Raw genomic sequence first — 21803 nt, 5'->3', positions numbered from 1 at the left:
CCTTGTTCAACGTTTCACAAATTTGTCATTTAATCTTCTTACCACCTTTAATTTAATATGTTATTCTAAAGGTAGTTCACAATCTTGTAATTATTGGAAGGGGAGAGGAGTAGCATTATGAAACGTTTTATAGGTATTGTAGGGACAAATTCAGATAATTCCACTAATCGGATGTTATTAAAGTTTATACAAAAACATTTTAAGGAAAAAGTAGCGATTGAAATCTGTGAAATAAAGGATTTACCTATTTTTAATAAACCAAAAGATCAGAAAGCACCTGAAGAAGTACAAAGAATCGCAAATAAAATTGTTGAAGCGGATGGGGTGATTATAAGCACCCCAGAATATAACCACTCTATACCAGCAATCTTAAAATGTGCCTTCGAGTGGTTTACCTTTACAACAAGACCGTTTGTGGATAAACCGGTTATGATAACAGGTGCTTCGTACGGGACATTAGGGTCATCACGTGCACAAATACATTTACGACAAATACTAGATTCACCTGAAGTCAAAGCACGAATTATGCCTAGCTCCGAATTTTTATTAGGTCATTCACTACAAGCTTTTGACGAGAATGGCAACTTAAAGGATGAAAATAAAATAAACGAGCTTAATGAAATAATGGATGAATTTGTACAATTTGTAGATATTACGAATCAATTAGTTGGTAGTACATATTCCCGTAATAAAGATATAAATTATTTTTCATGGAGAGATAAGTGATTAAATAGGAGGTCATAATATGAAGTTTGTTGGAATTGTCGGAACGAATACTGAAGATTCATATAACAGGGTATTATTAAATTTTATGGCTAGACATTTTAAAAAAACTATTGATATTGAAGTGTTAGATATAAATGACATACCTATGTTTAATCAATCAAATGATCAAACAAATAGTGAACCTATTCAATACTTAAATAAAAAAATTACAAGTGCAGATGGTGTTATTATTGCGACACCTGAATATAATCACTCTATACCAGCTGCACTTCAAAGTGTGATTGAGTGGCTATCATTTAGAATTCATCCTTTTGACGGAAAGCCAGTTACGATTGTAGGTGCATCTTATGATGTTCAAGGTTCTTCACGAGCACAGTTACATTTAAGACAAGTACTAGATGCCCCTGGTGTTAATGCAACGGTGATGCCGGGTAATGAGTTCTTGTTAGGTGAAGTGCATAAAGCGTTTGATGAAAAAGAAAACATTAAGGATTCTAAAACAGTCGAATTTTTAGAGAGTAATGTCAAAAAATTTGTGCGTTTTGTGAATGTGATAAACCGTACAGAATCATCTAAAGATCTCGAGGATATGTCTGATAGTGAAGACTTATATGCTACTGGTGCGATTGATACAACAATTAAAGATGTTGATATGTCTGCAGATGATTGGGTAGAACAAGCAGCAGAAAAAGTGGGTGCTGTAGAAGGAGATGCCTACGTTAAATTAGATCGGGGTGTACTAACAGTCAATCAATTAAACCACTTCTTAAAATCAATGCCGATGGAATTAACTTATGCTGACAGTAATAATCAATTTTTATATTATAATCGCATGTATGAAGCTGAGGATATGCTAGCTTCTCGGTCACCTAATCAAGTGGGTAGTCCACTTGCAAACTGTCACCCGGAAAGAACTTATACAGGTGTTGCTTGGGTCATTCAGCAACTACGTACTGGCAAGCAAGATAGGGTAACCGTGAGAGTACCAACACATGGTCCTGATAAATTCGTCGTCCATAACTATCAAGCAATTCGAGATGAAGATGGAAACTATCTTGGAATTAATGAATATGTACAAGATATTCAGCCAATTATTGATTGGTATTTAAAACAAACTGGACAAGAATTAACGGGTGGTAACGTAGATGCTGGGTCAGGGGCGACTGATAATGTTGATGCTGGCTCAGGAGCAACGACACAAGGTTAAATTGTTTACCCAAAAATGAAAAAGGAAGCCATGTTCTTGGCTTCTTTTTTCATTTGATAATTTTATACTGAAATTGGCACGTCCAGCTTCAGCGCCTAGCTCGTCTGAGGTCTTAAGCATTAAACCTACGTGGCAAAGAACGCCTCTGCGGTTTTCTGCTTAAGTTTGTCGGAGCTGACCAGGAGCTTCAGCTTTTAATCGTCCAGTTGGGGGCGCCCAGCAACTAGCGAGACTTCCTTCGCCTCAGTACGTTGCTAGACGAACGTCCGCGCTTTTGTTTTTTTAATCCAAATATATTAAACTTTTATAAGGTGAATGGGTGATAATAATGTCAGTAGAAAATCGCGAAGTACACATGATGGGAACTGTCATTCAACTTCTAGTTCAGCATCCCCATGCAAATTTAATTCTCAATGAAATGGTTATGAAGTTGGAAGAATATGAGAAACGATTTAGCGCCCATGACCCTCAATCAGAATTAATGCAAGTTAACAAAAATGCAGGCATTAGGCCTGTAAAAGTTAATCCAAGTCTGTATAAATTAATAAAAATAGGTAAAAAACACAGCATCCCTAAAGATAGTTCACTAAATATTACAATCGGTCCACTTGTACAAGCGTGGCATATTGGATTTGACGATGCTAAGGTACCATCAGAAAAAAAGATACAAACATTACTTAATAAGACTCAGCCCAATGATATTATTCTTGATGATGAGACGCAATCTGTTTTTTTAAAACATACAGGTATGTTTATAGATTTAGGTGCTCTAGCAAAAGGGTTTATTGCTGATTTAATTATTGACGATTTTAAAACATTGAAAGTTACAGCAGGTTTAGTTAATTTAGGCGGGAATGTGATGACATATGGTTTCGCACCAAAACATGACGACGGATATTGGAGAATTGGGATTGAACATCCTTTTCTTTCACGTGGCAATTATATTGCTATTTTAAAGGCTTTCAATCAATCCATCGTTACGTCAGGCATTTATGAAAGGAAGTTTACATTTAATAATAAAACATACCATCATATTTTAGATCGACATACAGGGTATCCGATTGAAACTAACATTGCTAGTTTAACCATCGTCTCAAAAAAATCAGTCGACGGTGAAATATGGACTGGGCGCTTATTTGGCCAATCCACACAACAAATAATGAATACTTTAGATCAATTACAAGATCAAGGTATTTCGGGTATTGTGGTAACCAAAAATGGTGACCTTTATTATTCGAAGTCACTTCAACCATATTTAATTGAAACAAATTTTTATTGAGGTAGGGGACATAGGGACAGGTGCACTGTCCCAGTTTTACTGGGACACAGTGCCTGTCCCCTTGTCCCATTCAACAGATTTTATCAAGAACAAATGCGTAACGTTCAGCTGCTTCTTTCAAGGCATTGAACCGGCCTGAGCTACCGAAGTGACCAGCTCCCATATTTGTTTTAAGTACAATGTCGTGATTGTCTGTTTTCAGACTGCGTAAACGTGCGACCCATTTGGCGGGTTCCTGATATCCGACCCGGGGATCATTTAATCCGGTCGTCACGTATAAGTGCGGATACTCTTTAGCCTCCACGTTATCGTATGGACTATAAGATTTCATGTAAAAGTACTCTTCCTTATTATTCGGATTGCCCCATTCATTCCATTCCAACGTTGTTAATGGTAAGGAAGTATCTAACATTGTCGTTACAATGTCTACGAAAGGCACTTCAGGTACCATGACTTCAAATAAGTCCCCAGCCATATTCGCGACTGCCCCGATTAATAGTCCACCGGCACTTCCACCTTGTGCAGCTAATTTGTGTGGTGCTGTGTAGCCTATGTCGATTAAATGGTTAGCAATGGCTATGAAATCGGTAAATGTATGTCTTTTGTTATGCATTTTCCCATCTTCATACCAATGTCTTCCCATTTCAGAGCCACCTCGAACTTGAGCAGTTACTAGGACGACGCCCTTATCTAGGATAGGTAAGATGTACGGACTGAAATAGGGATCATTATTTGCTCCATATGAACCGTATCCAGATAATATTAATGGTGCAGGCCCCTTATCAAGAGCGTCTTTTCTATACAGAACTGTGAGAGGCACCTTAACTCCATCTTCTGCTGTCGCCCAGAGTTGTTCCTGTCGATAGTTGGATGAATTATACTCTCCACTGACAGGAGCAACTTGTAAACGTGTCATGGTGGATGACGTGATGTCTAAAGCATAGGTCGTCTCTGGGGTAAGAGAAGACTCATAATGAATGAGTACTTCTTCTGCTTTGTATGATTGATTTGATAAAACAGACACTGTATAAACGGGTTCCTCCCAGGTAAGTTGTTCTAATTCTCCGTTTTGCAGTATCCATATTTGTGTTAATCCGTCTTTTCTTCCAGTGATGAGGAGACAGTCGTGAAATGGATATACACCATTAAGGTACCGTTCCTCATCATAAGGGACAACATATTTTCTCTCATGGATTTGATCAATCGGACAAGAAAGAAGCTTGAAATTAAGTGCATTTTCATTTGTTAAGATAAGTAATTCGTCTCCCCAATGTTCACTGTAGTATAAAATGCCATCTCTTCGTTCATCAATGACTTGTGGTGTAGATAAAGGTGTTTCTGTGCTTAACATGCGAACTTCACTAGTCGTCGTTGAAACAGATTGAATAAAGATATACTTTTCACTTTGTGACTTTTGGATAAATAAAGTAAATGTTTCGTCTGTTTCTTCATAAATTAATTCATCATTCTTTGTATCTGTTCCTAACTGATGTCTCCATAATTGAAACGGGCGTTCATTCTCGTCAACTGTTATATAAAAGATGTAATTTCCACAATGACTCCATTCCATACTTCCATAAATATACACATCAGAAATCGTGTCACGTAAAAGCAATCCTGAATTCAAGTCTTTGATTAATAATGTATAACGATCTGTTCCGTCTCTATTTTCTAGATAGGCAAGACGCTTATGGTTCGAGCTTAGGCGCAAGGCAGCTACACTTAAATATTCATCTTCAACAGCTAACTCATTTAAATCAAGAATGATTTCTTCAGTTGTGTTTGGGAGTTGAGTCCGTTTTTCTGCTCGTTTTCGTGCATGGATAGGGTATTGCATTTCTTTTTCATATCGAGTGTAGTAATAATAGGGACCGTGCTTAACAGGTACATTTTCTTCCGAGATTGGAACACGATCAATCATACGCTTATACAATTCATTCGTTAGTGCTTCAAGCGGTTTCATGACTGTTTCGTAATATTTGTTTTCTTCTTCTAAATAATGAATGACTTCTGGATTGTTCTTGTCCTTTAACCAATAAAAATCATCTTCACGCACATCACCGTGTAACGTGTGTTGGTATTGGATACATTTTGCTATAGGTGGTTTCATCTTTACCCCTCATTTCCGTTTAGTTACAAATATTCAAATAACTCTAGCTTCAGTGTCATTACTAGTGTACAATGAAATCAACTTATTGATAAGTACCTATTTTTTGAAAATGGGACGTAGGGACAGGTGCACTGTCCCAGTTTTACTGGGACGCAGTGCCTGTCCCCTTGTCCCTGAAGGAGCGATGAAATGGATAGAAAATATAATGACTTGATTGGTGACATTCTGGAAAACTCAGGTGAGAAGGATAACTATACAGGTAAAGGAAAAGGGAAACCACTTAATAAAAACTACATGGAAAGAAACATCCTCCAAAATTTTCAAGAAAAGGCAAAAGAGGCGGGATTTTTGCCACCATGGTTAAAACTACAAAAAGAAATTTCCTCATTGGTTCATTTAGCAGAAACCGAAAGTGATATAGAAACCATTAATCAAAAGATAAAGAAATATAATACTATGTGTCCTCCACCAATGCAAAAGTCTCCTGTCGGCTTGGATAATTTAGAAAAGGCAAAAAATATTTGGTAGGGTGTGTAATGACCTTGCTTAGACGAAGAATTGGAACAGAAAATATTGTTATTGCAAACAGATTCAAAATTAATAATTAACAATGAGAATAAAGCTTATTTAGACTAGTATTATGAGATGGGAGTGGTAATGTGAAACAAAGATGGATTTTTTGGTGGCTTGCTAACATGCTTTGGGTTGTCCTTTTTGGAGCAGGAACGTTTGTTGTTTGGACAAGAGAGGTGGACGGTGCAGGTGTTACTCAAACACCTGAACTTAAATTAGTGGCATTCATTGTCTTATTGGTCGCATTTGTAATCCCGCTAATTATCCAAATTGCCTGGTTAATTATTAATTTGAAAAAGGATTGAGTAAATTAAACCATCAGACGCGATTGAGAGTACAATGATATTTAAGAAAAGGCATAATTGAAAAGTATTGGTCAGGGGGCAATACTATGTCCTATGCAGCATTTAGAGTCCGTATTTATGCTTTCCTATTAGATTATCTTGTTATTGTTGTATACGGTGTGTTTGTTGTAGGTACTATCTCATTTGTATTTCAACCATATTTAAAAACCTTATTTTCAAGTTCCCCACTAACGGCTGAACTGACAGGTTTTTTAATGATGACATTGCCAGTTTCACTTTACTTTATTATATGTGAATGTTCTAAATGGCAAGGGACACTTGGAAAGAGAAAGATGCGAATCCGAGTTGTTGATGATTTGGGGAGGCGTATAGGAGTCGGTCGTTCTGCTTTTCGAACAGCTGTCAAATTTCTTCCTTGGGAAATCGCGCATTTTGCGATATGGCGAATAGTGCTCCCATCTGATCTTTCTGAAGTTACCGTTTATGTAATTTTAAATGCTGTTAATCTTGCCATATTAATGTATCTAGTCATTCCCCTCACAAATAAAAAAAGGAAAAACGTTTATGATTGGATGGCTGGTACGGGAGTAGTTCAATGAAATTGGGATATGTTATCGGAAAAATATCTGGGTAAGTCATTGAATTATCACTACATAGGATAGGAGCTTATGGATGCAGAATCTAAAAGATTGGAAAAATCCTATCATATTATTATTTTCAATCGGAATGTCGAGTGTCGGTGACTTTATTTATCTGGTTGCGGTTAATATTATTGTCTACCAATTGACAGGTTCGGCGGTCGCTGTTGCTGGTCTTTGGATTGTAAGTCCTTTAACAAATATCGTAACTAAGTTTTGGACGGGAAGTTTTATTGATTATAGAAGCAAGAGAAAAGTTATGATTACGACGTATATCATTAGAGCATTGTTCATCTGCCTTATTCCACTTGCTCCTAATATGATCGTCATTTACGGTATTCTCGTTGTTTTAAGTATCGCTAAAGCTTTTTTTAATCCTTCATCGATGACTTATGCGACTATGCTTGTCCTGAAAGAAAAAAGAAAGCGATTTAATTCCTTACGGTCATTTGCTAGTTCAGGTGCCTTTATTATCGGACCGTCCATTGGCGGGTCGCTCATCTTATTAACATCAGTTCAGATGACATTATTGATTAATGCGCTATTCTTTTTAGTGTCAGCCATATTATTAACCCTACTTCCTGAAAAGGAACAGATTGATAAAGAATCAATTCCACCTTTAACCATATCTCAAGTTGTACGGGATTTTACGGTTGTCCAGAAGTTCATGATGAATAATAAATATGTGTCATTTATCTATCTCGGTTTTATCATCGTTATGATTTTTTCATTTGCTATGGATGCTCAAGAAGTCGTGTTCACTCAACAAGTGATTGGGCTCTCGGAAATGGAATATAGTTTGCTGATTAGTATTACTGGGATTGGGTCTGTGATGGGTGCCATTCTACTATCCTTGTTTTCGAATTATTTTTCACTTAGATACATGATTATCATTGGTATAATGATGGCGGCAACGGGGTATGTGATTTATGCCTTTTCATGGTCTTTTGCTTCAATTGTTGTCGGATTTATCATTTTGGGATTTTTCCTTGTATTTTTGAATGCTGGAATGACCACTTTCTATCAAAATAATGTTCCCGTTGACGTCATGGGTAGGGTGACGAGTATTTATCAATTAATTCAAAGTGCAGTACAAGTCGTATTTATTTTAGTTATTGGGTTTATAGCTGATTTTATTTCATTGCGGATCACCATTGTTACCTTGGCAATAGTCATGTTAGGTTCTGCGTTTATATTTTCCTTTTCAGTTTTGAAATTTGATAGAAAGCTATATTATGAGGAAGACAGAAGCAATCATAATGCGTTGTCTGGTAAAACTTATTAATGGCTAAGGGGGGGAGAATGCGCGTGTCAAATTTTATCGTAAATATTGTTCAAATGAGAGAGAGTTCTTTTAATATTGGGGTTAAAATGGGAAAACTTATTAAAAACAGCTCACTTATCAAGACTTTTGAATCAATAACAAAACCGGAAATCGACTATAAAAACATGGAGTTCATCTATTCAACTTTTGCTCCTTATTTACTTGAAGAATTAGAGGGACTATCTCAAGGGTTAGAGATGCCGTTAAACAGGACAGCCGCATTGTTCGGTGGTTATGATTTGCCTAGAACGGAAGCTTTAGGATGCTCGGCCATCATGACGAGGGATTATTATGTTAGGAATTATGACTTTTCCCCTGATTTATATGACGGTTTGTTTTCTTTAGTTCAACCGGATTCGCGATTTGCTACGGCAGGTTATAATCTTCAGTTACTAGGAAGACATGATGGTGTGAATCAAGAAGGGCTTGTAGCGGGATTACACTTTGTTAGTAATCAGGGTTTTACCAAAGGTGTGTCGGCCTGGATGGCAGTAAGAATGATGTTGGATAGTTGCTCGACGACTGAAGAGGCGATTGCTATGCTCAAAGAAATACCTCATGCCGCTTGTTATAATTTTTCTCTTGGAGATAAAAAAAGAGATATAGCTGTCGTTGAAGCGAGTCCTGATCAAGTCGTTGTTAGGCGTGGATTGTCTGTACTATCGTGTGTTAATCATTTCCAAGATGATACGATTAAAGATAAAAATAGACCGTCCATCACTCATTCGGTTAAACGTTCTAACTATTTGTCAGAGTTAAGCGAGAAACATTATAGACACACGGAAATGTTTGAGGAATTTAATAGTGTGGGTTCACCCCTTTTCTTCACGGATTATGATGACCTTTTTGGAACGCTGCATACTTTTTCATATTCTTATCAGGATACCAGAATTTTAACTGCTGTCGCTCGTGGTAAGATGACTTTAGATATTAATTTTCAAAAATGGATTGATGGGAAAACGTCAATAGAACTATATTGGAAGGCTTAATAGATGAACAGAAATAAAAAGAAGATAATTTAATGAAAGAGGATTCTAAATCAAATTTTAAAGATTAAATAAAATAATAGGGAGATTAACATATGCTAAGTTATTACAGTAAACTATCATCAGAAGTCTATGATATAGATAAATATATTGGTCTTTCATTTGGAGATGTGGAATTTTATAGTGAGAGATTAGCCGATTGTCAGGGTAAAATTCTTGAACCAGGTGTCGGCACGGGCAGGATACTCATTCCATTATTAGAAAGAGGATTGGATGTGGATGGATTCGATGTATCAACTGAGATGTTAGATATTTGTCAGACTAACTGTGATCAAAGAGGGTTACAGCCAAATATATTTGAAGGAAAAATGGAGTCCTTTTCTTTAGATGAAAAATATGAAGCGATTATTGTACCAACTGGATCATTTCTACTTTTACATAGCAGAGAAGAGTCCATTAAAGCATTGCATAACTTTCGCGATCATCTTACTAATGGGGGAAGGCTTATCATTGATACGTTTCTACAGACTGACTTATCGACCAATAATGTCTCGACACGAACATGGCAACCTAAGGATGATGAGATGATTACCTTAGAGACTAAAATTGTCGAGGTCGACCATATTAATCAACACACCGTTTCTCATCATCGGTATGAAAAATGGCGGGGTGGTGAACTAATTCAGACTGAGTTGGAACAATTCCCGCTTCGGTGGTATGGTGTTGAAGAATTTAAAACAATCCTTGAACAGGTTGGATTTGAAGATATTGTGATCTCAGCAGATTATAAGTATGGACAATATCCGACTCATCCAGAGCAGACAATCACATTTGAAGCAGTTGTGAAAAAATAAAAAGTATCTGGAGGAGCTCTATGGAGTTTTATAAGTTTTCAAAGGAAGTTGGTACGAACGTCTCTAAATTTAATTCAAACTTTATTATGTCTCGTCTTATTCAAACAAATCAGCCTACCAATATAGGTTGCGTGCATTTAGAAGAACATGGCAATGTTGGCTACCACCAAGCAGAGACACCACAATTATTGCTTGTTGTAGATGGAGAAGGGTGTGTGCGGCGAGAAAAAGGAGAGTATTTTAAAATCCACCCCGGTGAAGCTGTATTTTGGGAAAAAGATGAGTGGCATGAAACAAAATCAGATAAAGGATTGACTGCTATCGTAATTGAAGGCGTGGAGTTAGACCCGTCGGAATTTATGAGTAAGATACTATAGTACGTAGTGAAATCTTAGTTGGTAATGTATTGTTATTGGATTAATGGAAAAGTCTAATTTTTAAAATGAGCTACATACCTTAATGTGCTATACTATGATTAGTGTAACAAGGCTTTCATAGTGGTGGCTCACCCCTTTTTAAGAAAGGGGGTGATATAAATGACGGTTTTTCAAAGTTTGATTCTCATGCTTTCTTTTGGGAGTCTCATTGTAGCCATACTGTCATTTACAGACAAAAAATAACCACCCTATCTAAGCCTTAGCAAGCATTTAGGGTAGTTACTTTTAAAACTATTCAATGTGAGCCGTCCCTTTGAAGGGCTGTTACACGTTAGACCGTTCATGTTAGAGCATGGGCGGTCTTTTATATATTATGCATTTCTATTTATATTATACCTCATTCTTCATACAATTCAAACTAAAAATCACATGTTATATTTTTAAATATGATCATGAGACAGTTTATATTAATAAAATCTATATTCGCAACTGGTTCTGTAGACGGATCTTTCGGTTCGGGAACAGCGACTGGGCTTAGACATTTTCAGAACCTAGAGAGTATCACTGCGGATGGAATTGTTGGTTCAACCACATGGGGAACTTTTGATAAATACGCTTCAAAGGGGTTTTCTACAAGAATTCACACTTTGGAAATATTAAATGAGTTAAAGTGTAACTTTTATGTTGTTCAAACGTCTATCAGTTAATTAATAATGAAAGGGGACTCTTTAATGAAAAAGAAAGTTGTAGCATCAATATCAGCTATTGTGCTAGGAACAGGATTGTTATTTGGGGTAAATGCTTTAGCAAGTGAAACTGAAGAATCGAAAGGTAACGAGGTAAAAAAACAAAACGTTGGGGTAAGTGCTCTTCATCGATTGAGTTTGAATAAATTATTACTACAGGATGATAGTTGGCGCTAGCCAACGTCATCCTGTTTTATTAGTTGGAAGAAGAAAAACATTAAATTGATTTATCAATTTCAAAATAATCTATATTAATTATAGACCTTAATAAACGTTTCTTGCGTTAAGTCCTCCGCTTGCTGATAATCGTTGATCATATTTAAAATATATTTAAAAATGGAGTAATTATAGTTATTATACCAATCAATACAATTTAGTATAGCGGCTGTTTCCTTAACAGATAGCTCTTCCATTTTTCGTAAAGTAATCACTTGTCGATAAGATCTTTTTAAGGATAAAACTTCTTTATAAAGCTTACTGTATTGTTCGTTATACAATACTTGACTTTCAATAAGAGGTTCTCTAGATTTCTTGTTACGAAACACAAAATCTTTCACAATATTTATTGGGGACTGGCTGGTTAATCTGTAAAAAAACATAAGGGGTGTGATTAGATGAGATTAGGATTAAAGCGAAATGAAGTCAAACTAGTTCCTTATACTGACCAGTGGCATAATGAATTTCTTAAGGTGAAAAAAGATATTCAGAGTTACACAGATATTAACAAAGAACGAATTGAGCATATTGGCAGTACATCGATAAAAAATATGGACGCCAAGCCAATCATAGATATTGTAGTCGGTGTTAACGATATCACTAAAATTGATAGCTCACTTATCAGCGCTCTTAATGAGATAGGTTTCTTAAGGCTACGAGTGGAAAAACCTAACGACATTGTTTTTGCAAGGTTCACTGATAAAACATACGAAGAAAAAACGCATTATATCCATCTTGTGAACTATAGAGAAGCGCTATGGAATGATTTAATCTTTTTTAGGGATTATTTAAATGACAATGAATCAGAGCGTCGAAAGTACATAGAATTAAAAAAGAACTTTATTGAGAATGAAAAGGGTGGAATAAAGGAATACACAGATTATAAGGAAGCATTCGTCAGAGGAATTTATAATAAAAGATTTGAAAAATAAACGATCCAGCGTCAAATTAAGTAATGGATTATGGAGGATGCAATGAATTTAGCTAAATTTAAGGGAAAACTCAACACAACAAGCACTAGACTTTTTATCGGAGGAAGGATAATTGGGTAGATGATTTGAACGATGGTAATGAAACTTAATCATTTCTTTTCCGTATAATAAGACAAAGAGGGATTGAAAAGAGGTAGAACTATGGGTAATAAAAAGAACAATCGAACCAAATATAATACATTGGATGCGATATTGGACTTGGGTCTTGATGCAGTGATATACGTACCACGTTTAGTGGCACGGCTTTTTAAAAGTATATTTTAGTATACAACAGAACAATTCGTCTTTTGTCCAACTGCCAAACAGTCAAATAGAATAAGAAAAAACCAGACAACCGATAAGTTGATTGCCTGGCTTACTAGTTACGCACCTTTTTGAATAAGACCGTCCTTCATAGTGATAATCTTATCTACATATTGAAGCATTTCTTCTTCGTGTGTTACAAGTAATGTTGTAATATTTAATGATCTTGTTAAGTCTTGAATGAGTTGCATGACTTCGATTGACCTTTTTGAATCGAGACTAGCTGTTGGCTCATCCGCAAAAACGATGGTTGGTTTATGAATGATTGCACGAGAGATAGCGATACGCTGTTTCTCACCGCCTGATAAAGAAGACGGATAGGCATCTTTTCTGTGATCCATACCAACAAGTTTTAAAATACGTTCAACTTCTTGCTTTTTCTCCTGTTTTTTCATTTTTGAACCGGCCACGTCAAGCATTAACATGAGCTGCTCCTCAACATTTAAGAAGGGAACAAGATGTGATGCTTGAAAGATAAAGCCGAACTGTTCGGCGCGGATTTTTCTCACTTGATCTTGTTTCATTGTTGTAAGGTTTTTTCCTTTGAAAACAACTTCTCCATTTGAGGCTGGTTGTAGACCTGCAGCGATGGTCAATAACGTACTTTTCCCTGATCCCGATGCACCAACTAATGCTGTGACTTCACCTTCATTTAATGTTAAATCAATTCCTCTTAATACTTGTTCTTCGACTTCACCGTTTTGAAAGCTTTTAGTGAGATTATCGATTTTAAATAAATTCATATTACATCTCTCCTTGTTGAATCGCTTGTAGAGGCTGTATTTTTTTAATTTGAATGCCGGATAGAGTTGCACCGATGAAACCAATGATGACAAACACAACTGCTAATTGTCCTGTGGTTGCTAACGGTAAATGAAACGGCATTCCTTCAGGAGCAACGGCTGCAAATAATTGGCTCAAACCCACAGATAATGCAAGAGCGACTGCTGTGATGACAACCATTTGTGTCCACATCATTTGGAACAATTTGCTCGTTTTTACACCGATAGCTTTTAAAATACCGTAAAGACCAATTTTTTGGACATTCATCATGTAAAAGAAAATACCAAATAGCATACCACTAATAACAACTAGGAACCAGACAATCATATTTAATGAAAGTTGTTCCGCACTGTAGCTTGGGATGGTATTTAGAAAGTCTTTGTTGGAAAAAGCCTGGAGTCCGTTAACTGCCGACTCATCTTTGCCAGGGACAAAGACCATCTGCATGTCCTCTACACGGTACATTTCCTGATAATTAGTCGGGTTAATAAAAGCAACCGGTGAGTGACTGAACTTCTGTTGCTCGACAAAACCTTTCACTGTAAAGTCTTTGCTAAGTTGATTGTTTGTTAACTTATCACCGACTTCAACACCTTTATCTTTTAAAGACTCGTCCAATAAAATTTCTCCATCGGCTACCTCAGGGAAGAGACCTGGGTTTGTAGCTGTGACAAAAGCGACACCAAGTTGTTTGTCGTTTGCATCATCCACAAATCCCATTTGAATTGATAAAGCCGTAGCGTCATCATGATCTTTGATGAGCTTGTCTTCAGTGTCTTGATCTATTTTTGATAGATTATACGTTTCATCTGCATCCTCATTCATATAAAAAGTGCCCTCAGGCATATCTTTGATTAAAGCGGCGTTATCCTGTGATAAACCATTGGATAAACCTGAAATAATCAATGTTAAAAAACTAACGAGAAACACAATTGATCCTAATATGATAAACCGTGATTTATTTTTAATAATTTCTTTCCACGCCATCTTCATAGTTGTAACCTCCTATTTATTTGACCTCATCAGTATACCGCGTATAAATGAATTCATTATGAACGTAGTGTTAACGCAGTGTGAACAGGTTTATAAGGGCTAAAGAGTCTTATTTGAGTTGTTTGGTTTTTGTGTCATAATTGAAGCAATAAGTCATTATTTTAGGACGTGGGTTAAAGTTCTTAAAGGAGTGCGAAAAAAACATAGATTTAAAAAAGGATGGATTAAATGAAAATCTTCGATGCACACTTACATATTATTGATGAAACATTCCCGTTAATCGCAAACCAAGGATATCTCCCAGATTATTTTTCTTATGAAGATTATTTTTCTTATGAAGATTATTTAGAGCGTGTTAAAAGTTTAAATGTTGTTGGGGGAGCGATTGTGTCAGGCTCTTTCCAAGGCTATGATCAAACATATTTAATTGATTCTATTGAGAAATTGGGAAAAGAATTTGTAGGCGTTACACAGTTACCGTTTGATACATCTGATGAAGAAATATTGAGATTGAATAAGTTGGGTGTTCGTGCTCTTCGTTTTAATGTAAATCGTGGGGGTTCTGAAGATATTTCACGTTTAGACTATTTTGCAAGAAGAGTATATGAATTGGCTCATTGGCATACCGAATTATATATCGACTCTACCAAATTGCCAGAAATTGCACCAATTGTAGAAAAGCTACCTGCCGTTTCAGTCGACCATCTTGGCTTGTCAAAGGATGGCTTTACACATCTCCTATCATTAGTAGATAGGGGTGTTAAAGTGAAAGCGACAGGCTTTGGTAGAATCGATTTTGATCCATCTGAAGCAATAAAAAAGATTTGTTCTATTAATCCAGATGCGCTTATGTTTGGAACGGACTTACCGTCTACTAGGGCGAAAAGACCTTTTGAATTGTCTGATATAGATATAATTAGGAACGCCCTTGATGATAAACAAGCTGAAAAAGTACTTTATAAAAATGCACAGGCGTGGTACTTAAAGTAATGTCATGCTTATTGAACTGGGATGAATTTGGATAGTTAAAAAATCATATGAACGGACGGTGATGAAAGATGGATTCTAAATGGCTGGACTGGGCAAAACAGTTACAATCCATTGCACAAGCAGGATTAACCTATTCAAAAGATGATTATGACCTAGAAAGATTCGAACTAATTCGGGAGTTAAGTGTTGACATGATGTCACAACAAACGGACGTGCCTCAAGAAAAGATAAGAAATTTATTTGCAAATGAGACAGGGTATGCCACACCCAAAGTGGATGTCAGAGCTGTAGTGTTTAAAGATGAAAAGATATTAATGGTTAAAGAAAAAGCAGGTGGTGTTTGGTCACTTCCTGGTGGTTGGGGTGATATCGGGCTCACGCCAAGTGAGGTGGCAGTGAATGAAGTCAAGGAAGAGTCTGGGTTTGACGTGAAAGCAGTCAAATTGTTAGGCGTGCTTGACAAGAAGTGTCATCCACACCCGCCTTCTCCATATCATGTTTATAAAATATTTATCTTATGTGAAATAGTTGGTGGAGAGGCTCAGACTGGGATTGAAACAAATGCCGTGGAATTTTTTGCGGAAGATGATTTGCCTCCATTGTCCATCGGGAGAAATACAGAGTCACAAATTAAACTGGCATTTGAATATTTGCATCATCCTGAGAAACCTGTTTATTTTGATTAAATGAAAGCTGATTTGTTTTAAATGAATGACAGGAACTTTTAAAATGAATGGAAATAGAAAAGTATATGCTACGCAAAATACTGTTCATGGTTTTAGAAAAGGTTAAAATATATTTTCGTACAAGAATGGTCAAATATGGTAATCACTCGTCGTTATATCATGAAAAAAGCAGTCAGATGTTTTAATACCTGACTGCTTATTGAAGATCTTTACTTTTAGTTATCAATAATTTCAAATCGTATTTTCTCGGTTGTTACTTTAAACCCTTCTGTATTTTCGGCGATTGCATAAACTTTGTATTGACCATCTTCTACATTCGATTTAGGGGTCCAGGTTGATCGTAATGAATGTTGTCTATCCTCAACGAAACTATCGATTTGGTTCCCCTCGCTATCTTCAATGACTACTGTCCATTTCAGTCGATTGTTTGCATAGCCAACAATTTCAAGTGGGTTATCTTCGTTTACTGCTTCTGTTCCGTAGGCGGTAAACCAGGATACAAGCATGGAATCATCGACATATGAAGGATCTCCCCAAACTTCAAAGCTTGTGTTATAGGCATAATCTTGTGCCATAACAATCACGCTATGGGGCTCATTCTCAACCATAACAGACCGTTTTCCTGGATCGAGCGGTGTATATTCCCCGTCAATATAGAGTAAGGCGCCATAATAACCACTTCCGTTTTTATTATCCTCTGCCTTGAAGCTTATTTCGTACTTTCCATCCTTTGGTTTTACTTGAATGTCACTTATAGATGGCGCAACTGAGTCTACCTTAATGGGCATTTTAAGAGTCTGTGGTTGTGCTCCTTCGTAATCCAATGTAGACTTGATGACATATTGATAATCTTCATCGGGTACAAAGTTACCTTCATCGTCTGCAACTTCCCATAGGTAGCCCCCATAGAAATTATCTCCAAATGGCAGGATGTTTTTTGAAAACTTCCATGGAGTACCTGTATCTTCACTAAAATCACCGAGTTCTAAAAGCTTTTTATCATTTTTGTCTTCAATATACATTTCTGTTTTTTCAAGATTCCTTAACGCTGTAAAGGTGGAATAGACACCTGGTGCAGCAGAAAGCGTTGATATAGCAATTTTATCTAGATCGAATTCTCCTGTTTCTAAATCGTAACCTAGTGGGAGATCTGTCATATCATCCCATAAAACGGTAAAACCTAAAAAGCGGTCCTCTTCCCATGGTGAGGGATCGATATTAGGTTGCGCATCCCAATTTCCATGAAAACCCATATACGGAATGGTCAATTCAGGACTTTGCTCTGGATCTTTCGGTACAAGACGGACATATCCTTCAACAAAGCTGTTTTTCTTCATGTTGTTTGGTAAAAAGATGTTGACGTATAGTTTTACATTATTTTCAGGTGTTACTAGAACCTTAGTGCCTTTATCATGGCTAGTTATGCTACCGTTCACCATGGTTGTTGCTCCCTTTACTCTTTTCGAATCAAGGGTTAGATACTCACGGGATTCATCTATTTTTCCATCGTCATTTAAATCGAATTCGATGGTTTCTGTTTCATCTGTTAGTACATCAACATAAACATCATACTCTACTTTTTCGTCGGTAAGTGCCTCTATATCTAATAAAAATTGTGCTGTATTACCCTTTATTTCCTTTAAAGCTACAGATCCACCTTCCTCCAGTGGAGCATCTTGGTTTGTTACAAGAATTGGAGTTTGAATGGCATCATTGATTTGCATTAGACCTGCACCTTGTTTCCTTGGTGAATAAGGTATAGTTGTTCCTGGTTGATTTATAATCTTGCTTGTATTCATTAAAGCTATTTTTGCTTGTAAAGCTGCGTCTTCTGTTTGATCTAATCCCTTTTCATACAGTGATTGGAGAACGAGTGCCGATCCACCAGCAACATTAGGAGATGCCATGGACGTTCCGCTCATCAGCTCATAATCATTCTCTAGAGAAGTAGAATAAATATTTCCACCAGGTGCAGAAATTTCAGGTTTAAAGTCGAGTGTATGTGGTGCTCCAATAGAAGAGAAGTCAGACATGTCATTTTTATCTGGGTTCTCAAGCCATTTACCATCAGCTAATTGAAACGATATTTGTTGTCCTTTTTCAAGTTCTTCGATGATTTCTTTTCCTACTTTTTCACTTGTTGATGCAGCTGGGATAGAATAATCACTTAGATTCAATGTTGGGAAATCTTCCATGGATTCATGAGGAACAATAATAATTGCTTCTGCTCCTTTTCTTTCTGCTGCAAACTGTGCATAGCTAAAGCTAGAATATGGTTCTTCTGGATGTATAATTACTATTTTTCCATCCACGTCAAAATCTTTCAAATCCGAGTCTTTTCCTTCCCCACCATAGACAAAATCATAGGATATGTTTGCATCGAGTGTCTCATGAAGCTTAAAATTTAAATGAGTTTGATCTGCGTATGGAAGCTGATTACCATTTGATAGATTTAAAGTTCCATAGCGAATTTTGTCATTTTCATAGGAGGCAACCGATAAGGCGTATGGACTTACTCCAGGTGCACCAACGATACCAATATCAGGATTGCTTGCATATGGCTTCTGCGCTGTCTCCATCAAGCTATTTTTTGTGCTGTAATATGCATTTCCAGCTGCCGCAACGACTAAAGCGCCTTTTTCAGTTGCTTGACGAATTGTCTTTTGTATAGGGTCGTCTTCTTCACCAACAAAACCAGCATCTGAACCGAGACTTAGATTGATTACATCAGCTTTAAGTTCCACGGCATGCTCAATTCCTGCAATAATATCATCTTCATATGCGCTACCATCGTTATCCGAAAACACTTTTTCGGCCAATAACTGCACATCAGGAGCGACACCAATGACACCACCGTCTCCCTCGTCACCGTTTGCTCCAACAATTCCAGCGACATGCATTCCATGTGAATCACCTTTTGGTATGACATCATCATTCATATCAGCCCAGTCATAGCCTGAAGGTACCTTATCTGAGTACCATGTGTCATTTACCTCTGTCTCATCTAGTACAGGTTGGATGGAAGATTCTGTCCATTTAGCATTTACTTTTCCATTTTCGGATAAAGTCATATCTTGATGGGTATAATCAAGTCCCGAATCAACAACCGCTACCAACAAGCCTTCCCCTTTGAGTCCATATTCTTCCCACGTTTCTTTCGCTTGAACAAGGTCTTTGCTCGAATTCAACGTATGTTCAAAGGTTTTGGCAATATGAACATCGACAACGTCACTCTGTGTCTCAATTTGTTTTAGGTTTTTATATTCAGTTTCCATACTAAAACCATTAACACCTTCAAAAAAACGATGACGCAAATCGCTCTTTGACTTCGTTTTTTCAATTTCTTGGATGACTTGATCTTGAGTTTTTTTCATTTGTAGCTTTTGATCCTTTTTGCTGATCTTTTGAGGTGTTTTAGGATCGGCTACTTCTACAATAACTCTTACTTTCTCATTCGGTTTATACGCTTTTGATTGATCACCATCGATTTCTCCATAGCCAAGTTCTTCTTTTAAATCGTCAGCTACTTGTTGTCTTTCGTTGATTAATAGTTCTTCCCCTTGTTGGATCGTGGTGTCTGATAACTTAAGACTTCCACTGTCATCACCAAAAGCGGATGATGATAAAAATGGAGATAAAAGCAACATCAATACTGTTAATACATTTAATGGAATCAATTTCTTCCAATTCATAATCTACCACCCTTTCTATAATAAAGTACAGTGGTGGTAATTCGATAAGATGGAGTGGTTATCCTGCTATTATTTCATAACCCCAAATTCAGAGGTGCTTCAGTCATGTGAGATAAGTCTCGAATGTTATCATAAAATGTATTTTTGTGTTTAAAACTATTTAAACGTTTAGGTATCCCCTACCAATGACTCATTATTTTTATCTATTAAAACCCCAATAGTCGAATCATCAAAACATTATTATAATAGGGAGCAAGCAAGTTTTGTTTAATCGTGCTTTAAAATAGAAATTTGTTAAGGAATCTATTACAGATGTTCTAGCAGGAAAGATATAGTAGAAAGGTTAGACGTGCAGGTTAATTACTAACGAACTAAACAATGAATAACGGAGAGGAGCTGAAGATGACTATAAAGAAGGATAATATCAAAATTTATTTAAAAATTAAAAATGGGGAGGAAAATTAAATGAAAAAGTTAAAAAAGACTTTTTTAGGAACAGCATTAGTAGGAGCTTTGATTATTGGTGGAGGACTCGGTACATATTCCTGGTTTACAGCTGAAAGCACAGCAGCTGGGGCACTTGTAAATGGCTCCCTCTCATTAGGAGAAATGGAGCAATTATTCGATCATCAGCAATTTGCACCATCTCAATTATTATATAGCGAATGGCAAACTATTAATAATACTGGTGATTTAGATCAAATATTAAGGGCGACTTATACTCATGAAATTAATAAGAATGATGTAAATATTGATAAATACAAAGTGGGCTACACTGCACTTAAATATAAAGAAAAGCCTGATGAGGATGTATTAGATGATCAAAAATATGAATTGGAGAAATTATTAGATGGGACAACCAATCCAATTAACCCTATGTCGGTCGATTCAGCCGACGTTGAGGTGGTAACGGGCTTGCTGATAGATGAAGAGGGAACTGCGTTAAGTAATGATAATTCCAGCAAAACAATAACCTTAGGTGATGGCGATGAGTTCTGGACGTTGGATTCTGATGAGTATATTGAGATCGTCTTTGGTGTTAAACTAACTGAAGAGGCTGGAAATAATTATCAAGGGGTTCAATACGATGCCGAATTTAAAGTAGAAGCCAAGCAAACAGATGATGGTGCTGAGTACGGATCCGATTAATCAAGATTATTAAAATATAGAAATAATATAAAGTGGTTGGGACATAAGTATTTTAGTTAATGTAAAAGCGAACGTATTAAAGTATATTTCTTTTAATATACACTTTTAAAATCAGCGTAGGAAAAATACGTAGACTCCAGCAGGATGAAAAGCTTAGATGAGACCCCGCAGAGCGTAGCTCGAGGAGGCTCATCAGCGCCTGCGGAAAGCGAAGTGTTTTTCCGAAGCGAATAACGCTCGCTTAAAATTGTTCGTCTTTTAATTACTTATACTTAGTTTTGTCCCAGCCTCTTTATTGGTTTATCGGTGAATTATCATATAGTCAAAATATTTGAATACCTACGGAGGATATTATGGTAACATTAAATATATAAATTTAAAAGTAAGATGGTGAGCTAATATGAGAAAATTTTATATTGCATCAAGTTTTAAGAATAAACATATAGTTCGTAACGTTAGTAAGCACTTAAAGAGCAGAGGATTCATTCAAACTTATGATTGGACTAACAATGAAAGGGCTTCAACATATGAAGAATTAAAAGAAATAGGGCAATACGAAAAAAATGCAGTTATAGAAGCTGATTTCATTATAGTATTGTTACCGGCAGGAAAAGGAAGTCATATTGAACTTGGTATTGCTCTTGGAAGAGGTAAGAAAGTGTATCTACATTCATCAAGTGCGGGAATGGATAACTTTGAAACAACCAGTACTTTTTATTTCTTGCCTGAAGTTAGGAAGTTAAATGGAACGACTAAAGAATTAGTTGAGGTTGTTACAAAGGAGATAGTTTAGTGAGGTAACAGATACTAATCTTGAGTAGGAAGTTCTAAATTTTAAATAATAGATATTTATCACTTATGCGGAAAGAAGCTG

General features: G+C 36.5%; 23 protein-coding genes. 18 read left to right on the top strand and 5 right to left on the bottom strand.

Translation table 11 applies throughout. The features are described from left to right. Nucleotides 1-117: 117 nt before the first annotated feature. From KQI49_RS04945 to KQI49_RS04935, 3 genes are all read left to right on the top strand, one after another. Nucleotides 118-726: an NADPH-dependent FMN reductase gene (locus tag KQI49_RS04945; protein ID WP_216487247.1), complete on the top strand. Its 609-nt coding sequence runs from the start codon at nt 118-120 to the stop codon at nt 724-726. A 19-nt stretch (nt 727-745) separates the two neighbouring features. Next, a complete protein-coding gene (locus KQI49_RS04940) occupies nt 746-1933 on the top strand; it encodes an NAD(P)H-dependent oxidoreductase (protein WP_216487246.1) in 1188 nt (395 codons plus the stop codon). Between the two features lie 328 nt (nt 1934-2261). Next, nucleotides 2262-3212, top strand: coding sequence for an FAD:protein FMN transferase (locus KQI49_RS04935; RefSeq protein ID WP_216487245.1), 951 nt, complete (start codon nt 2262-2264; stop codon nt 3210-3212). 70 nt (nt 3213-3282) lie between these two features. On the opposite strand, the gene KQI49_RS04930 is transcribed toward KQI49_RS04935, so the two are convergent. Continuing rightward, entirely contained in the window at nt 3283-5322 is a 2040-nt protein-coding gene (locus KQI49_RS04930; protein WP_216487244.1) for a S9 family peptidase, read from the bottom strand. 189 nt (nt 5323-5511) lie between these two features. Here KQI49_RS04930 and KQI49_RS04925 point away from each other — a divergent pair, with 189 nt between their 5' ends. From KQI49_RS04925 to KQI49_RS04885, 10 genes are all read left to right on the top strand, one after another. Continuing rightward, a complete protein-coding gene (locus KQI49_RS04925; RefSeq protein ID WP_216487243.1) occupies nt 5512-5850 on the top strand; it encodes a DnaJ family domain-containing protein in 339 nt (112 codons plus the stop codon). A gap of 131 nt (nt 5851-5981) precedes the next feature. After that, entirely contained in the window at nt 5982-6200 is a 219-nt protein-coding gene (locus tag KQI49_RS04920; RefSeq protein WP_216487242.1) for a DUF3923 family protein, read from the top strand. An 86-nt stretch (nt 6201-6286) separates the two neighbouring features. Beyond that, nucleotides 6287-6799 carry an RDD family protein gene (locus KQI49_RS04915; protein ID WP_216487241.1) on the top strand — a complete coding sequence of 171 codons (513 nt, stop codon included), beginning with the start codon at nt 6287-6289 and terminating at the stop codon, nt 6797-6799. Nucleotides 6800-6872: 73 nt separating this feature from the next. Continuing rightward, on the top strand, nt 6873-8123 hold the full coding sequence (locus tag KQI49_RS04910) for an MFS transporter (protein WP_216487240.1): 1251 nt from the start codon (nt 6873-6875) through the stop codon (nt 8121-8123). 17 nt (nt 8124-8140) lie between these two features. After that, on the top strand, nt 8141-9151 hold the full coding sequence (locus KQI49_RS04905; protein ID WP_371817520.1) for a C45 family autoproteolytic acyltransferase/hydrolase: 1011 nt from the start codon (nt 8141-8143) through the stop codon (nt 9149-9151). A 92-nt stretch (nt 9152-9243) separates the two neighbouring features. Then, nucleotides 9244-10002: a class I SAM-dependent methyltransferase gene (locus tag KQI49_RS04900; RefSeq protein WP_216487239.1), complete on the top strand. Its 759-nt coding sequence runs from the start codon at nt 9244-9246 to the stop codon at nt 10000-10002. Between the two features lie 20 nt (nt 10003-10022). After that, on the top strand, nt 10023-10379 hold the full coding sequence (locus KQI49_RS04895; protein WP_216487238.1) for a cupin domain-containing protein: 357 nt from the start codon (nt 10023-10025) through the stop codon (nt 10377-10379). Between the two features lie 159 nt (nt 10380-10538). Beyond that, entirely contained in the window at nt 10539-10622 is an 84-nt protein-coding gene (locus tag KQI49_RS18880; protein ID WP_371817522.1) for a putative holin-like toxin, read from the top strand. Nucleotides 10623-10825: 203 nt separating this feature from the next. Beyond that, nucleotides 10826-11086: a peptidoglycan-binding domain-containing protein gene (locus KQI49_RS04890; RefSeq protein ID WP_216487237.1), complete on the top strand. Its 261-nt coding sequence runs from the start codon at nt 10826-10828 to the stop codon at nt 11084-11086. A gap of 24 nt (nt 11087-11110) precedes the next feature. Next, on the top strand, nt 11111-11302 hold the full coding sequence (locus tag KQI49_RS04885) for a hypothetical protein (protein ID WP_216487236.1): 192 nt from the start codon (nt 11111-11113) through the stop codon (nt 11300-11302). 74 nt (nt 11303-11376) lie between these two features. Here KQI49_RS04885 and KQI49_RS18510 read toward each other — a convergent pair whose 3' ends face one another. Beyond that, nucleotides 11377-11670 carry a sigma factor-like helix-turn-helix DNA-binding protein gene (locus KQI49_RS18510; protein ID WP_253286673.1) on the bottom strand — a complete coding sequence of 98 codons (294 nt, stop codon included), beginning with the start codon at nt 11668-11670 and terminating at the stop codon, nt 11377-11379. Nucleotides 11671-11739: 69 nt separating this feature from the next. Here KQI49_RS18510 and KQI49_RS04875 point away from each other — a divergent pair, with 69 nt between their 5' ends. Continuing rightward, a complete protein-coding gene (locus KQI49_RS04875) occupies nt 11740-12273 on the top strand; it encodes a GrpB family protein (protein WP_216487235.1) in 534 nt (177 codons plus the stop codon). Nucleotides 12274-12695: 422 nt separating this feature from the next. Here KQI49_RS04875 and KQI49_RS04870 read toward each other — a convergent pair whose 3' ends face one another. Together KQI49_RS04870 and KQI49_RS04865 are read right to left on the bottom strand one after the other, a co-directional pair. After that, on the bottom strand, nt 12696-13379 hold the full coding sequence (locus tag KQI49_RS04870; protein ID WP_216487234.1) for an ABC transporter ATP-binding protein: 684 nt from the start codon (nt 13377-13379) through the stop codon (nt 12696-12698). A 1-nt stretch (nt 13380) separates the two neighbouring features. Then, nucleotides 13381-14412, bottom strand: coding sequence for an ABC transporter permease (locus KQI49_RS04865; protein WP_216487233.1), 1032 nt, complete (start codon nt 14410-14412; stop codon nt 13381-13383). Nucleotides 14413-14640: 228 nt separating this feature from the next. On the opposite strand from KQI49_RS04865, the gene KQI49_RS04860 reads away from it, so the two are divergent. Together KQI49_RS04860 and KQI49_RS04855 are read left to right on the top strand one after the other, a co-directional pair. Beyond that, complete coding sequence (locus tag KQI49_RS04860; protein ID WP_216487232.1) at nt 14641-15402, top strand: amidohydrolase family protein; 762 nt, start codon at nt 14641-14643, stop codon at nt 15400-15402. Between the two features lie 68 nt (nt 15403-15470). Beyond that, nucleotides 15471-16088 (top strand): NUDIX hydrolase, encoded by a 618-nt coding sequence (locus KQI49_RS04855; protein ID WP_216487231.1) that lies wholly within the window; start codon nt 15471-15473, stop codon nt 16086-16088. A gap of 215 nt (nt 16089-16303) precedes the next feature. On the opposite strand, the gene KQI49_RS04850 is transcribed toward KQI49_RS04855, so the two are convergent. Continuing rightward, nucleotides 16304-19780, bottom strand: a complete 3477-nt coding sequence (locus KQI49_RS04850; protein ID WP_216487230.1) for a S8 family serine peptidase — start codon at nt 19778-19780, stop codon at nt 16304-16306. A gap of 465 nt (nt 19781-20245) precedes the next feature. On the opposite strand from KQI49_RS04850, the gene KQI49_RS04845 reads away from it, so the two are divergent. Then, a complete protein-coding gene (locus KQI49_RS04845) occupies nt 20246-20929 on the top strand; it encodes a TasA family protein (protein WP_216487229.1) in 684 nt (227 codons plus the stop codon). A gap of 400 nt (nt 20930-21329) precedes the next feature. After that, nucleotides 21330-21722 (top strand): nucleoside 2-deoxyribosyltransferase, encoded by a 393-nt coding sequence (locus tag KQI49_RS04840; RefSeq protein WP_216487228.1) that lies wholly within the window; start codon nt 21330-21332, stop codon nt 21720-21722. Nucleotides 21723-21803: the final 81 nt, after the last annotated feature.

The organism is Virgibacillus sp. MSJ-26 (genome assembly GCF_018918075.1).
In the GTDB taxonomy this organism is placed as follows: Bacteria; Bacillota; Bacilli; order Bacillales; family Amphibacillaceae; genus MSJ-26.
Note: the sequence above shows the minus strand (reverse complement) of the source record. Positions and strands in the feature narration are given on the sequence as shown.